The organism is Granulicella sp. WH15 (assembly GCF_009914315.1).
GTDB lineage: Bacteria > Acidobacteriota > Terriglobia > Terriglobales > Acidobacteriaceae > Edaphobacter.
The window spans coordinates 2,314,867-2,331,352 of record NZ_CP042596.1; the positions used below are offsets into that span (position 1 = coordinate 2,314,867).

Here is a 16,486-nt window from a genome sequence, read left to right on the forward strand (position 1 = left end):
AGAAGTAGAAATGCCCGCACAAAACAACGAAAACAGGCCAAAGAGCGGCGCTGACATTGTCGTTCAAACACTTGAGCAGCATGGAATCGAATACGTGTTTGGTATTCCTGGCGCGAAGATCGATAGGGTCTTCGATTCTCTGGTCGATTCCAGCATCAGGACTGTTGTGTGTCGGCATGAGCAGAATGCCGCCTTCATCGCTGGTGGTATCGGACGCATGACAGGAAAGGCGGGAGTTGCGATCGCTACCTCTGGGCCCGGCGTATCCAACCTCGTCACCGGAATGGCCACAGCCACGACCGAGGGCGATCCCATGATCGCGCTTGGCGGCGCGGTAGCGCTCTCCGAAAGACTCAAACAGATACATCAGACAATGGACTCGGTCAGCATCTGCAAACCTGTCACGAAGTTCTGCGTCGAGGTGGACTCGCCCGAGGCCGTATCGGAGGTAATGACGAATGCCTTTCGCAGCGCCGAGTCCGGCCGTCCCGGAGCGGCGTTTGTCAGTCTTCCAAGGGACCTCATGGGAGCTCCTGCCGGATGCGATGTCCTGATACCGCCAAAGTACTCCGGCGCCGGACCTGCCGACTCCGTGGCGATCAGGGAAGCGGCACGCATGATCAATCTGGCTAAGAGACCTGTGGTGCTACTCGGCCTGCTTTCCAGCAGACCACAAAATGCAGCCGCTATGCAGGAGCTGGTTGAAAGTGGAAAACTGCCTGTCGTCGGGACATTTCAGGCGGCGGGCGCAGTGTCGATGCATTTGTTCAATAACTTCGGCGGACGCGTCGGGCAAATCAACAATCAGCCTGCGGACGAGATCCTTGCCGCCGGCGACCTGGTGATCTCGATCGGGTATGACCCGGTGGAGTACGATCCTTCCATCTGGAACAAGGGCAAGAAACGGCCCATTGTGCATATCGACGCCCTTCCCGCCGACATCGATAACTCCTACAGTCCGGCGGTTGAGCTTCTCGGGGACATCGCCGCAACGCTCCGACTACTTACGCCTCTCGTCTCGCACTCCAGCCCGGACGCCTCGGTCAACAAGCTCCTTGAAAAAATAGTGAAAGAGCGGAACGAGTTAGCGTCCTCAGCCACGAAGCTCAATGGAACGCCGATTCACCCCCTGCGACTTGTGGCCGAGCTACAGAAGATTCTCACGCCCGATATGACGCTCTGCTCTGATATGGGCTCGTTTCATCTCTGGATGGCGCGGCATCTCTATAGCTTCCGAGCGCGCCAGGTCCTAATCAGCAACGGGCAGCAGACGCTTGGCGTCGCCCTTCCCTGGGCGATCGCCGCAACACTTGTCCGCCCGGCAGAAAAGGTTCTATCGATCTCAGGAGATGGAGGGTTTCTGTTTTCCGCGATGGAGTTGGAAACAGCGGTGCGGCTCAAGTCGCATCTCGTCCATATGATATGGATCGATGGCACTTACGATATGGTGGCCGTGCAGGAAGAAAAAAAGTATGGACGGGGCTCCGGCATCGAGTTTGGCCCTGTCGATCCGGTGAAGTATGCGGATGCATTTGGCGCAAGCGGTCTAATGATTAAGACGCCGGATCAGATCGCGCCTGTGCTCAAGCAGGCGTTCGATACATCCGGACCTGTTTTGGTGGGAGTACACGTCGATTATCGGGACAACTACAAACTGTTTCAATCGGCAGATGAACGCGCAATACATTAGAGAGCAACCCAACTCTCCGAGTGTATTGCATAGTTTTCCAGGCACGCCATTGGACATCTGTAGACAAGGGACGGGGGCAAAAGGTCTACCTTGCGCCCTCCTCAAATCCCATCCGGCTGATTTGACCGCCGCTGGGGTTGCACGGAAACAGACCTTTCAGTTCCCCATCGTGCTATGGGGCCCACTCTCCATATGCTCGACATGCAACACTCCATTCAAACGGTCGATCTCGCGTCTATGAATCAGCGCGTGACCTGTCCTGTGTCTCGAAGAACACAGGACAGGTCACGCGAACAGACTGCGGCCGCAAACCACTTGGGATGGCCCCCTGGATTCGATGTCGCTGATCGTATACGAGGGTTCGGCGGCCCTGTGCCAGCTAGACTGGTTTATTGATTGATAGTGTAAAGCCATTTTGTGCGTTAACGTACACTCAACCTCTCGCGGCATAGCCCCGCCCAGGTCCAAGCTCTTCCTCCCTGCAGCCAAAATATGAGAAATAGCTGACAAATACCGTATTTAAATCGCTTATTGCCAAAGCGAAGAAATGACATTCTTTCGCTTGACAGACCCGAAAGCGCAAATCTACATTTGGGGTGCTTAAAGCATCACTGCATTTACGTTTACGTTCCCGTTTACGTCAAGCAATCAACGACTCTACGAACAGATCTCACACGCAGGACTAAAGCAAGGAGACACATTCCAATGAAGACCCAGCTTCGAGGCTCTGGCCAACGCCAGACTCGCAGGTATGCCCTTTCGCTGCTACTAGCCACATCCTCCCTGTTCGCGCCGCACCAGTTCGTTCAGGCCCAGGTGAACGGTGTGGGTCAAAAGCCATACCTAGGCTGGAGTACCTTTAGCGAGCAAACCATCAACAGCGGCTTCCTGACCCAAGCCAACATCCAGGCGCAATCCGACGCTCTCGCCGCCTCAGGACTGCAGCAGCACGGCTTCCAGTACATCAATATCGATTCCGGCTGGCAATCCACTTTTGACGCGAATGGCCGCCCCATTCCCGCCGCTCCAAACTTCCCCGATATCAAGGCCCTCGTTGACCACATTCATGCCAACGGGCAGAAGGCGGGTATCTATTGGATTCCCGGCATTGAGCAGCCTGCCGTCAACGGCAACTTTCCTATCCTTGGCACGCCATACACCACCCAGCAGATCGTAGCCATTCCTCTCGCCCAGGGCAACACCTTCGCCGCTCCTCCGCCCAATCCCTTTCACGACAAGATCGACTTCACCAAGCCCGGTGCGCAGGAGTACATCAACTCCATCGTCAACCTGTTCGCTTCGTGGGGCATCGATTTCATCAAGCTGGATTCTGTGGCACCCGGGTCGGACGTGGATAGTACCGCGATTGACGACCGACCAGATGTGGAAGCATGGTCCAAGGCCATCGCCCAGAGCGGCCTCCCCATCTGGCTCACTGTCTCCTGGGACATCGACCAGGACTTCCTCAGCACTTGGCAACAGTTCTCCAACGCCCGTCGCATCGATCAGGACATCGAATGCGAAGGCGGCTGTGCGACGCTCACCGACTGGCCGCATGTGGTCCTGCGTGAACATGAAGCCGTGGGCTGGGAGCATAGCGCAGGCCCGACGATGGGCTGGAACGACCTCGACACTCTCGACGTAGGCGACGGCGCCATCGACGGCCTCACCCCGGATGAGAAGCAGTCCGCCATCACACTTTGGGCGATGGTGAATGCGCCCATGTACCTCGGCGGCGACCTCACCCAACTCGACAGCTTTGCTAAATCTGCTCTCAGCAACGACGAACTTATCGCCATCGACCAGTCCACTCATCCCGGAGCGCAGGTGCGCGGCGGCTTCACCCCCGTATGGGGCTCAGACACCCAGGACGGCTACGAATACGTAGCTCTCTTTAATCTCAATGCTTTCCCCACCGCAGTCACCGTCAACTGGAGCGACCTCGGCTTCTCCAATGCGCTCAGCGTCCGCGATGTGTGGAACCGAATCGACCTCGGCGGCTTTTCCGGCAGCTTCAGCACCGTGCTCGTGGGACATGGATCGCGCATTCTCAGGGTCCGACGCTCGGGAAATGTGACCGAGCCAAGTGGCACCGTCTATGAAGGCGAATCCGGCATCTTTACCGGAACAGCTACGGTAAGCCAGTGCGCAGCCTGCTCAGGCGGAGCTGAGGCCGGATTCCTCGGTGGCGCTCCCGGCACTGACACCGTCACCTTCAATAACGTGCAGGTCGCTCGTACCGGGACCTATCTCATGGAAGTCGACTACGCCACCGAAGACCCACGTGCCTTCGAATACACCATCAATGGCGGCCAGTCTGCGACGCTGAATCTGGGCGGTGGCAGCTTCAACCTTCCCGCTTCGACTACAGTTCCCGTTCGGTTGAATGAGGGGCTAAACGTCATTACCTTCGGCAATGCGGGAACCTTCGCTCCCGGACTTGACCGCATCATCATCCGAGGCAACGGCAACGCAATTCCAAGTGTAACCACAACCTATGAGGCGGAAGCGGCGACATTAAGCGGAACTGCGACCGCCGGTGGATGCACTTATTGCTCAGGAGGAGGGATTGTCGGCAGCTTCGGAGCAGGCGTCGGCAACGACGTGACTTTCAACAATGTCACCGTTCCCTCAAGCGGCATGTATCAGCTTGAGGTGGACTACGCCACTTCGGGCCCTCGAACGTTCTTCGCAACCGTCAACAACGGGACGCCTATTGAGCTCGACCTCAACGGTAGCACCTTCAGCGATCCACAACCCATCGTGATTCCTGTGCAGTTGAATGCTGGAAAGAACACCATCGTCTTCGGCAATCCGAATGCGAATGGCTTCGCCCCAGGACTCGATAGCATCACGGTCGGACCCATCGTTGCGACTTCTAATCTGAGCGGAACGATCACAGGTAAGATTGGCCCCGAGAACCTACGTCTCTGGCGACTCACCTTCACGAACGGAGGAAAATCCGTGGCTCCGCAGGCTCTCCTCAACAGTTTCACCATTGTTCCGAATGCTGGCAACCATGGGTGTAGAGCTCAAGTTCTACTGCCCATGCCTCTGTTTCTTGGATCGATTGCTCCAAGCTCGAGTCGGTTCGTTGAGGTGCCAATTTCCTTCACCCCCAGCTGCGACAAGGAAGATACGTTCGCTGTCCACGCGGTGTTTTCCGCCGGGAACGGAGCGGATGTAGGCACATTGGCCATCAGCAACCAAACCAAATAACCCAGCGAAGCTGGACAGACCATATGGTCTGTCCAGCTTTGTCCACCCACTTGAACGGAACTTCTCGAATCGCATCCGAACCTTGAAGACAGCAGACTCAATGGTGGAGCTGGGCTGGCTCAGTTCGCCCGGTCCCGACAAAGAGCTTCGTCTGGGCACTAGTCGAGCCATATCAGAAATCCGGAGATCAATGACTGCTCCGAAGCAGATGGACCGCGCGCCTTCCTTCGCTACCCTCTCTCTAACATTGCTGCCAGATCGATCGGATCGGTCAAGGCGCTGCGCGATCGCAACTTTGAACCGCAAATCATCGATCAGCAACGTCGAGCCTAAAACTAGCCGCTTGAAAATCTCCACGTAGTTCAACATCGACTCCATGTTGCATCCAAAAGGCCCCACTGGCGATGTCGGGAGTGCCTGGTGAGAGCTTGCCATTGAGAGCTGCAATCCTGTACATCGAGTCCGTCTTTAATCCACGAAGGTAGATGCGAGGAAACGGATATAGCATTTGACTGGAGTGCAGGAAAGCAAACGTAACTGCACTCCGCTGATCTTCCGAGACTGATTCGGTAACGGATTGCTCGCTTCCATTCTGTGGCGAAATCAAACGATAGAGCGAGCCCCGCTGAACGATCTCGCGGATATGTTTGTACTGTGCCACCATACTCTTCGCGGTCGTGAAGTCTTCGGGCTTCCAGTTGTTCAGGTTCGCGCCGATTCCCAGCGAACCTTGCATCGACGAAAGAAAGCGGTATTCGAGTGAGAGGTTGCGCTGATTCACCCACGTCGGCGAGTCCGTGACCCATGCCATCATGACACCAGGAGCGTAAGCGTAGCTAAACCCATCCTGCATGAGCAGGCGATCAAAGGCGTCTGTATTGTCGGATGGCCATACCTGATCGGTGTACCGCATGATGCCCAGATCCACTCGGCTTCCTCCACCGGAACAACTTTCAATTTCCACTTGGGGATGCTTGGCTCGTAGCTCCGCCAGGATGGAATAGAGGTTCCGGACGTACTCAATGTAAACCTTTTTCTGGTCCTCCGGCGCGACTGCTGGCCATCCAGGCTCAGACCAATTGCGGTTGTAGTCCCACTTCAGAAACGCAATGTCATTCTCATTCAGCAGCTTATCGAGGGCCTGAAATACATAGGCACGAACATCCGGCCGAGCGAGATTGAGCATCAATTGATTCCGGCCTTCAGTGCGAGGCCGTCCGATAAAGTTCAGCGCCCAATCGGGATGCTTGCGGTAGAGGTCACTGTCCGGATTCACCATCTCAGGCTCAACCCAGAGACCAAAGTCCATTCCAAGTGAATGGACCTTGTCGATCAAAGGCTTTAGACCGTGAGGAAACTTGACCGGATTGACGTACCAATCCCCAAGCCCTGCGCGATCGCTCGAGCGTTGGCCAAACCAGCCGTCGTCGACAACAAAGCGCTCAACGCCTATGCTGGCGGCCTTCTCTGCCAGTGACTCCTGTCCAGCTTCGTCAACTTTGAACTCAGTCGCCTCCCAGGAGTTATAGAGGACCGGGCGCAATTTGGGCTTTGGGCCGTGCGGCAGGATACTAGAGATCTCGAACCGGTGGAGCAGCCTCGAAGCACCACCGATGCCGTCATGGGAGTAACCTGCGTAGAAGTCCGGTGACTTCAGTTGCTCTCCGGGAGAGAGACGATAACCGAAGTCGAAGCTGTTAGGCCCTCCGGCAACACGGATCTGTTGAATCTGGTCTTGCTCAATGCTGATCTGCCAGGAGCCGCTCCAACCTAACGCTCCAAACCACACATCGCCGTGGTCCTGGTCGCCATCACCTTCGTGATCAATTGCGAACCAGGGGTTATTCTGATCGCCGGTGGAACCCCGGCGACTTTCGAGAATGGTCTTTCCCGGTTGAACGAGCTGATGATGAAGTACCCACTCCCCTGCCCAGCGGCCCGTGAGATAGCGCAAGCGATAGTCGTCGCCGCGGGGAAGGTTCCATGTTCCCGAACTGATCTGCTCCACCGTCAACGGAGCAGAGGTGCGGTTCTCGACATTCGCCGACCGAGTAAGAACCCCCGTAACTACGTCGATCTGGTATTCAAGATCAACGTAGACATCTCTCGAGATATCCTTCAGTACGATCTTGAGCCGACGGCCTTCAATGGTGTGCGAGTCATACTGGAGAACCAGATCTCGATTGCCGTCGGGAAATGAGACTTTCAGGTCTGGCTCAATATAGAGTCCACTTCCCCAGGCCACAAACTCCTGGCGAGTGGTGTTGACCGAGGTATCGAACCCGGAAAGGCCAGGATCGGATTTTGGGGCAGGAAAAGGATCGGCGTCGTTGAGGCGCTTGCCCCAATACAGAGTTTGCACCTGCTTCTTCTCATTGATGCCAAACACGTATGAAACATCCGCAGCATCGATCCGGAATACTTGTGTTTGTTTGTCAAAGCGAATCGGAGCATTAGTTTTCTGGGCATTCATTGGATTCGGAGCAATCAAAAACATCAAGATGGTCGATAGGCAAGTCACGATCAGTTGATAAACACGCGAAGCATCGGTTGCCCCATTAAAGCTGTTGCTATTGCATCTCACTCGTATTGCTCCCCTAGCGATCATCTTTCTCTCCGTCTCTACAGTTGATAGTGGCATTCTTGTCGGTTTACTCCGATCCAACCTAGCAATTTCCGTCTTGAACAGCACGGTAAACTGTGATGGAAAGATTTGCAGAGACGTTCGACTCTGCGTAAATACATAACAAAAGGATTGTTCTGTCGATGCGAAATCGCCGTAACATGGAACCTACGCATAACGTTTCCACTGAAAAACTTATGAATAGCACATCGAAGAACGCGGGAATCAAAGAAATAGCTGAGGCAGTCGGGGTATCGATCGGAACGGTGGATCGAGCATTGCACGACCGCAGGGGCGTCAGCCCCAAGACAAAGGCGAAAGTGAACAAGATGGCCGAGCAATTGGGATACAAGCCCAATCTCGCGGCTCAGGCTTTGAAGCTCAATCGCAGGATAAAGATCGCTGTCGTCCTTCCCAAAGAGATTTCTTACTTCTTCGACCCCCTGCGTGCAGGCATCCGCGAAGCCGCTGCCGCATCGGTCGGGATGCACGTCGAGGTTACATTTCACGAATACGCACGGCTCGGGCATGGCGATCTGGAGTTGCTTGAGGGCAGATTGAAGGAGAAGAACGACGGGATTATCTTCACGCCGGGGAACCCAAGAAAGCTTGATTCGATCATTCATCGTCTGACCCAGCATGGAACTGCGATGTTTTGTGTGTCGAGCGACGCGCCGAACAGCAGCCGAGTCGGCCTGGTCTCTGCACATGCCTATACGAGCGGAGCGCTGGCAGCCGAGCTCCTCTCGCTGAAGCTCACGCGCAAGGCGCATGTCGCCACCATCACCGGAGAACTGTCCACGCTCGACCACGCCGAAAAACTCCGCGGCTTCGCGGCAACTCTGGCGATGATTGCTCCTCATCTCAGCCTTCTTCCCGCGATCGAATCGCATGAGCGGCCCAGGGAAGCCTACCGACAAACCCTGGCACTTGTTCGTGAAGAAGTGAAGCCTCAAGGTCTCTACATCAGCACGGCAAATAGTGCCCCTGTTCTCAAAGCACTCCGTGAAGAGGGTCTGTTGGGAAAGATACAGATCGTCACGACGGATCTCTTTGAAGAGCTGGTGCCTTTGGTTGAGAACGGTAGCATCCTCGCAACTCTCTACCAGCGACCGTTTACTCAAGGAAAGGTAGCGTTTGAGAATCTCATTGCCTACCTGCTTGAAGAGAAGAAGGCATCTCCCATGATTCGGCTCGCACCGCATATTATCTTTCGCAGCAACCTTCCTCTGTTTTCAGACCGCGTGTCCGGTCTCAGTGGGACCGAGACATCTTAGAGAGGGCGGATCTTCCCGCCCTCTCTAGGAAATTGTTCAGTTAGCATCCTCTGGCACAAAACGGATCGCACAGCCTCCTCCAGCCGCGAGATGCAGAGTCAGCGTCTCACCGCTGCGGACACTCTGCTTTTTGATCGTGACGTTTTTCGGGTTGGTCCCAGCGTCAGAGGCATCTTGGTAGATCTCCGCGGTATAGCGGCCAGTGCCAAGGAAATTGAGCGGGACGTGAAGTTCGCGGGATGTCCAATTCGTAATACTCCCCAGAAACCACTCCTTCCCGTGGCTCCTGGCGATAGTCACGAACTCGCCGGGTTCCCCGTTCAACACGTGCATCGCATCCCATGCTGTAGGCACGTCCTTTATAAATTGGAACGCTGGTTGGTCTGCGTAAGCCTGCGGGCTGTCCGAAACCATTTGAAAAGGAGTCTGGAAGACGACGTAGAGGGCGAGTTGTTGGGCTCGCGTACCCATGATCATCGGGCTTATGTCCCTACCGATAAACTCGTCTTCGGTAACGTTGTTGAAACCTCCCGGCGTGTAATCGAGAGGTCCCGCCACCATGCGGGTGAAAGGAAACACTGTGCGGTCTACGGGACTGTCTCGTCGAGCCACCTTGCTGTTCTCAGCCCCTAAAACTGCCTCGTAGCTGAGCACGTTCGGGTACGTTCGCTCAATACCCCAAGGCTTGCTCGCACCGTGAAAATCGACCATGAGATGGTGGTCCGCGGCTTCACGGGCAACGTCGTAATAGAACTTGATTCCATCCTGATCGTCCCGATTGATAAAGTCGATCTTGACCCCAGCCACTCCCCAACTTTCAAAAAGAGGAAATGCCTGCTTCATCTGGTCCATTACCGATGTCGAGTACAGCCAGATCCAAACCTTCACATGCTTGCTCGCGGCATAGCGCACAAGTTCGGGAACATCGACATTTCCCCGAAGCTTCGTAATGTCGCGACCGTCGGCCCAACCAGCATCGAGCAGCATGTACGGGAAACCCGAATTGGCCGCAAAATCGACGTAATATTCCATATTTTTCGTCGTATACGCTGCCTTGCCGTCCGAACCAACATCACCTGCCCACCAGTTCCATGAGGCTTTGCCTGGGTGAATCCAGCTTGTGTCCTGAACCCGATTCGACGGATTCAAGTCGGTGAGCAAATTAGACTCCATGAGTCTGCCGGGCTCATCCGCAACCATCAGCACTCTCCAGGCAGAATGGTGCGGTAGGGTCGATTTGATCGCTACACCAGCGTCGTCGAACCGCGGAGAAAGCTTGGATACGAAGTAGTGACCGGCCCAGTTCCCCGAGGGGTTAGTGATATACATACCGCTATTACCTTCAAGATCGGCCTCAGCCAGCGCCATCCACGCAGTGCCCGGCGAGTGCAGTAGCATCGGGAGTCCAATCAGGAAATTGCTCGACACCCCGCCTTGATTGCTGAAAGCGGTTATCGGCAACTTTACGTATTCGCTCTCATAGCTGCTGCGATAGTTCGGAAGAGCAAGAGCCCAAGTAGTCGCATCCGTGCTAATGCGAAACTCCGTATCCTCTTGCTTCAGCGTGAGCGATTTGATGGCTTCCTGCTCTGGCAGTACGTAGCGAAAGGCAATTCCGTCGTTGTATGCGCGCGCTTCAATAACGAGCGTGCGCCCCGGCGCGTTGCTCTCGACTGCACGCAATCTCAGGCTGTTGAAAGAGTCCTTGACGTCGCTGGATTTGCTGGCGAGCAATGTGTAGTCATCGCTGCCTTTTCCGGGCGTGCTCTCAACAATCTGGACATCATTACCAAGAACGGGCTGCCCCTCTAGCTCGAGGCCGAGAGCTGACTGGTCGAGGACTGGTTTGCCTCGAAAAGCGACTGAGTAGCTTAGCTTCCCTCCAGGTCCGGTTGCGTCTTTCCCTCTAACTGTCGTGAACTGCATGACAAGACGCTGATCTGGCGAAGTCAGCACAATCGGCACAGACTGCGCGTGAGAGGGAACGCTAAAACTGAAAACCAGGGCGACGAAGGTGGAATATTTCCCAGCCAAACTCCAAGACATGAGCGAGAACCTTTCCATTGATCAATTGCGGCGAGGCATGTTTGTCGATGAGGGGTAGATGTCAGATTAGGGTGAAGGCAGTTGCATTGCTGCAATCGCCTTCACCCCATCCTCCACTGCTTTTGTGCGCTAAAACCAACTGCGTGTGGCTAGAACGCGTACTTCAGCGATAGCTGGAAGAAACGCGCATCAGGAGTATTGTTTTGGAACGTTTTTGGACTCGTGATACTACCCCCATTCGCACTATTGTTGAACGTTGATGGATTAGCAAGGGTCGGATGGTTCAATACGTTGAATCCATCTGCACGGAACTGGAGGTACTGCTCACGCCACGTTGTGAAGTTCTTGAACAGTGACATATTTACGCCGTAGTACCCAGGTCCATAAATCTGGTTGGATTTACCCCCTAGATACTGGATGGCCGTCGCCACATCGGTAACCGGAGTGGTGATGAGGTTACCCGAGAGCGGATTGGCAAAGGCGCACGGGTTGTACCAGTTCGTACGGTTTCTTACCGAGGTTGGGCAATCCGCCGACGTCAACGAAGGATTGGAGGGATCGGGAGACCCACCGGGCGCAAACGCGCTCCCAACGAGATTCGCTCTCCTTGTGTCCGTAGCGCCAGCTGCTCCCGTGTTGTTGGCATACACGGTAAACGGAGTACCGCTCTGCGCAACCCATGTCAGGCTTGTTGACCATCCACCCACAACCTCATCAGCCCAGAGCGAATGATTCAAGTAGGCACGACCTTTACCAAAGGGCAGTGCATAATTGCCGTTGAGCGTGAAGCGATTGCGAACGTCATAGACCGAGTTGGTCAACTCGTCGATGACTGGAATGAGGGCGCGTTGGCGGTCTCCGATTCCGCTGGAAAGACCACCGGCTGAACCTGTGTCGTCCATGGCGTGTGCCCAGGTGTAAGTCGCGAGGAAGCTGAGACCGTGGGAGACACGCTTCTCCGCTTTAGCCTGCAACGAGTTGTATGTACTCACACCGCCATAGCGGATCGTACCGATTCCACCAAGGTCAGGAAAGGGCTGGAACTGCTGTGTACTGGTTCCCGCTGGATACAGCGCACGAACGGCGTTGGGATCTGCATAAGTTCCGAGGTGGCGCGAAGAGTTGCCTACATAGCTGATGGTCGCAGCCAAATCGGAAGTCATCTGGCGCTGGAACGAGAGGTTGTAGTTCATGGTGTAAGGAGTCTTGATCTCGCGATCGACAGCGTGGAATCCGGGTGTATTCACAGCATTGAGGATTCCGTTGCCCAGAAAGGCCGCCATTCCGCTCTCGAGCGTAATGCCGTTTGACGGGCAGTTCCCCAAGGAGCATGACTTTGGATTGATGTTGATCTGACCGCGGAATGGAAAGTTATCACCGATGTTCGTTCCACCGTTGCTCTCTAATCCGCCGTAGAAGATTCCATAGCCAGCGCGGATCACAGTAAGTGGATCTAGCTGATAGGCAACACCGACTCGCGGAGCAAAGTTCGTCAATTGACCGCTTGCGAGACGTTCGTTGTCAACGTATTGAACGCCGATACCGTCCTTTGCCAAGATGCCGAGGTAAACACTTCCGAGTGGGACAGAATTCTCAATTTTCTTGGGGAGGATGACTGTACCGGTGCCGGTACCAATCCCAAGAGAGCCGGGAATGAAGTTCTCTTGCCTGCCCGAATTCTCCTTCAGCGGCTCGTAATAGTCATATCGTACGCCGAGGTTAAGCGTCAGCCGCGGGGTTACCTTCCAATCGTCCTGAAGGTACACAGAGTCATACCATTGGGCGTCATTAATGTTTGGCGCGCTGGAGATTGCTCCCGTGTTCATCTGATCAGCAAGGAAATCCGCGATGCCGGAACCCGAGCTCGTTGTGGACTTAGGATCGCTGGTATAAAGGCCGGTGAAGTAGTAGTTGCCCAAATTCGATGGCGCATATCGATCAAAGAAACGGATCGCCTGGAACGCAACACCGAGCTTCAGGGAGTGATTTCCCAGGGTCTTCGAGACGTTATCCAGTATCTGATAAACGTTCTGGGACTCGTTGGACGTACCCTGCGATCCCCAGTTACTTAGACCGGAGACTGAAGCTAGTGGCAGACCGCCCTCGTTCGGGGTAAATGGAATACCGCCAAGACCAAGAGTGGGCGCCAGATTGACATTTGCATTCGGCTGCAAGAAAGAAAACCGGCCCGCGTTGAAGCTGAAACGGAACTCATTGGTAAGCGACGGCGAGAAGATATGGGTTTCGCTGGCCGCAAAATTCTGAGCTAGATTAATATCGTTTTCGCCACCGTAAGGGCTGCCGTCCAGAGGATTGCCAAGTGGCAAGCCATTGACCGTGATCTGATGCACGTAGCTATAGCGCGCGTATGCCTGATCCTTTGAACTGATATTCCAGTCAAGACGCTGATCCCATTGAAACGTGTTGTTGTGCGTCGGGGTGTTGACGACATAGTTGCTGAAGGTTTTGCCGTTGTTTGCGTTTGGCAAGGGATATAGCTTCAGGATATTTTGTGCAACAGTATTGATCTGTCCCGCGCAGAACACGTTATTTTGTCCATTGCATGACAGTTTGTTTGCCGCACCGCCGCCCGAATTTGGTTGATAGAGCTGAACACTCTGCCCGTTAAGGCTTGTGCTCAATAACTCTGAAAAATTACCCTGCCGCATCAGAGTCGTGGGGACGGAATACACGCCAGGATTACTAAAGGCAATTCTGTTCGCCTCTGCATCGCCGAAATAGAAGAGCTTGTTCTTCCATATCGGAAAGCCTAACGTGGCTCCAAACTGATTCTCGTGATATGGCGGAATTGTGAGTGCGTTCCAGTTCTTCGCATCGAGACTCGTATTCCGAACATACTCCCATGCGCTTCCGTGGATCTGATTGGTTCCTGATTTGATACTGGCACTTAATACGGCTCCCGCAGAGTGTCCAAACTCCGCGCTAAAGTTGCTTGTCTGGAGGCTGAACTCCGACAGTGCGTCTGGCGGGGGGCGTACAACATACGTCGATCCGTTTAAAAAGTCGACGAGATTGGTATTGTTGTCGACTCCGTCCAAAATAAAGTTGTTTTGCGTCGACCTCTGTCCGTTTGCAACGAAGTCTCCTGAACCTGACCCTCGTGTATTTCCAAACGGGGGCGCAACGCCCGCGGTCAATTGGGCAATGTATACGAAATTGCGGCCGTTAAGTGGTGTGTTGTTAATCGTTTCGCTGCTGATTACCTGTGCGATCGAACTCGTCTGCGATTCAAGCAGCGGAGGAGCCTCATTCACGGTTACGGTCTCCGAGACCGAACCAGTCTTCAAGGCAATGACGACGTTCATTCTCTGCTGTGCATCGAGATGTAGATTCTCCTGCACGGTCGTTTGAAAGCCCTGCGCCGTAGCGCTGACCCTGTAGTTGCCAATTTTCAGCGGAGAGAATACGTATATGCCACTGTTGTTCGAGGAGCCTTCAAGAACCAGGCCCGTATCTATATTGGTCACGGTGACCTTGGCCTCAGGCACAACTGCACCCGTCGAATCCTGTACGACGCCAGTGATCGCGCCTTGATCCACTTGAGCCAATGCGCCCTTGTCCCCCAGCAGTATTCCAAAGAAACAAGCGAATAACAGCGAATAGTACCGGACCCTCTCATAACTTTGCTTCAATCTACTCTTTGCCATTTCACTGCCCTTTCTGTCCTTCATTCTTTTCTTGCACAACTGCTGGCCACACAAAATCTACTGCAGCGCAAACACACTCATTGAGTATCAACTCAGCAAAATAGAGTGTACGTTACCGGAGAAGACACTATGCCTTTATTTACAAGGCTGTCAAGTATAAATATCGAACCTCGATCGCCTGCAAAACACCGGGTTTATTAAGGTTTCTCCAGACACTTCAAAATCATCGTGTACGTTGCCATCTATCCCGTCTCCGCTACTTTCTGGATCGTTCCAGACGTTCCACCAGTGCAATTGGGCCGTGGCCGGAATGGGTGAGGATCTACAGTGAGGAAGCGAGGATACTTGGCTGGATTGAGTCCAATAGGTTTGGTCACAAATCGTTGTGGGTCGACTGCGTGGAGCGCCTGAAGATGCGATCTATTGCCAGCCTTCGGCGGCTGTGCGGAGAGCAGGTCTTGGGATGCAGCAGGTGGAGAAATCGAACTGCTCGGCGGCACAAGGCGATCGGCCCTTTGGTAAGTAATTAGTTAGAAGTTAGAACCTTGGCCTCAATCTCTTCAAGCGTCTTACCTTTGGTCTCGGGCACAAAGACGAAGACAAAGACCGCCCCAAGCATGCAGATCGTTCCGTACCCGAGGAAGGTACCTGAGCTCCCGAGTGCGCGATTAATCAGAGGAAAGCTATAAGTGAGGGCGAACGATGCGACCCAGAGAGCACTCACGGCGACTGAAACGGCCCTAGAGCGTACATGGTTTGGAAATATCTCCGAGATGAGAACCCAGGTCACTGGAGCCAAAGTTAGTGCGTAACAGGCAATTGCGCTAAGTGTCAGGACCAGCACTGCGCTACCGTGCAGTCCAGCCCGGTAGGCGAGTCCCGATAGAAGGTGAGACGCGCCGACCCCAATGCACCCGAGGAGCATCATTGGACGTCGCCCCACGCGATCGACGATGAGCATGGCGATTATTGTAAAGATCAGATTGATAGCGCCTGTAATCACAATATTGAGCAGGATGTCATTTTCCCCATAACCAGCACTGCGGTAGACCTCAGCAGCGTAGTTGAACAGGATATTGATTCCTGTCCACTGCTGGAGAACAGCCAGGACGGCTCCGATCAGCACTATCTTCCGAACTCCAGGTACCCAGAGCTCGCTCCAGGATGCCTGCGCGCTCTCTTCCGCCTGCAAAGTTTGCTGGATGTTTGCCAGTTCGCCGAGCGCATAGGATCGCCCGCCTACGCGTTTCAGGACGTTGTATGCCGCATCGCTGCCTCCGCGAGCCAACAACCAACGCGGGCTCTCAGGAATAAAGAGCGACATCACCGTGAAGAGCAATGCTGGGACCACGACTGCGCAAAACATCCAGCGCCATCCATACTGTACGTTCCAGGTCTCCAAGAATAGAGTATGACTGATGTGATCGGGGATCGGACGAGCAATCTTCCAATTGGCTATCTGCGCCAGAAGAATACCTACCACAATCGCAAATTGATTCAGACTGACGAGTCGGCCGCGTATCGTCGCCGGACTGACCTCAGCAATGTACAACGGTGAAATGTTCGAACTGAGACCAATTGCAGTTCCTCCCACAATCCGCCAGCAGATAAAAGCCGTGAAGGAGTAGGCCCAGCCCGTCAGACCGGACGAGACTGCGAATAGAACTGCCGAGACTAAAAGCACCCGCTTCCGTCCAAAGCGCTCCCCAGCATAGCCCGCAGCAAAGGAGCCGGCGAAGCAGCCGATCAGTGCGCAGCTGTTTGCCCACCCGATCATCGCCTCTGAGGTCAGGTGAAAGTAGGCTTCGTAGAACTGCCTTGCTCCTCCAATGACAACCCAGTCGTACCCAAATAGCAGGCCGCCCATTGCCGCTACGATCGTAATACCCCAAAGATAGACCGTAGGTTCAGGCTTCGCGACAGAAGCAGTGGTTAGACGATACGCAGGGGTGCCTTGCATCGT

The 16,486-nt window shown here is 54.4% G+C and carries 7 protein-coding genes; 3 read left to right on the forward strand and 4 right to left on the reverse strand.

Annotated features, from left to right (window positions below; translation table 11 throughout):
- The first annotated feature begins 10 nt into the window (after nt 1-10).
- Together alsS and FTO74_RS09685 are read left to right on the forward strand one after the other, a co-directional pair.
- On the forward strand, nt 11-1,690 hold the full coding sequence (gene alsS / locus FTO74_RS09680; protein WP_162537966.1) for an acetolactate synthase AlsS: 1,680 nt from the start codon (nt 11-13) through the stop codon (nt 1,688-1,690).
- A gap of 705 nt (nt 1,691-2,395) precedes the next feature.
- Nucleotides 2,396-4,909 (forward strand): CBM35 domain-containing protein, encoded by a 2,514-nt coding sequence (locus tag FTO74_RS09685; RefSeq protein ID WP_162537967.1) that lies wholly within the window; start codon nt 2,396-2,398, stop codon nt 4,907-4,909.
- A 307-nt stretch (nt 4,910-5,216) separates the two neighbouring features.
- Here FTO74_RS09685 and FTO74_RS09690 read toward each other — a convergent pair whose 3' ends face one another.
- Nucleotides 5,217-7,493: an alpha-galactosidase gene (locus tag FTO74_RS09690; RefSeq protein ID WP_255462599.1), complete on the reverse strand. Its 2,277-nt coding sequence runs from the start codon at nt 7,491-7,493 to the stop codon at nt 5,217-5,219.
- Between the two features lie 236 nt (nt 7,494-7,729).
- On the opposite strand from FTO74_RS09690, the gene FTO74_RS09695 reads away from it, so the two are divergent.
- Nucleotides 7,730-8,809, forward strand: a complete 1,080-nt coding sequence (locus FTO74_RS09695) for a LacI family DNA-binding transcriptional regulator (RefSeq protein WP_162537968.1) — start codon at nt 7,730-7,732, stop codon at nt 8,807-8,809.
- Nucleotides 8,810-8,845: 36 nt separating this feature from the next.
- On the opposite strand, the gene FTO74_RS09700 is transcribed toward FTO74_RS09695, so the two are convergent.
- From FTO74_RS09700 to FTO74_RS09710, 3 genes are all read right to left on the reverse strand, one after another.
- Nucleotides 8,846-10,855, reverse strand: a complete 2,010-nt coding sequence (locus FTO74_RS09700) for a glycoside hydrolase family 97 protein (RefSeq protein ID WP_162537969.1) — start codon at nt 10,853-10,855, stop codon at nt 8,846-8,848.
- Between the two features lie 149 nt (nt 10,856-11,004).
- Entirely contained in the window at nt 11,005-14,547 is a 3,543-nt protein-coding gene (locus FTO74_RS09705; RefSeq protein ID WP_255462600.1) for a TonB-dependent receptor, read from the reverse strand.
- A 502-nt stretch (nt 14,548-15,049) separates the two neighbouring features.
- Nucleotides 15,050-16,483: a sugar porter family MFS transporter gene (locus tag FTO74_RS09710; protein WP_162537970.1), complete on the reverse strand. Its 1,434-nt coding sequence runs from the start codon at nt 16,481-16,483 to the stop codon at nt 15,050-15,052.
- Nucleotides 16,484-16,486: the final 3 nt, after the last annotated feature.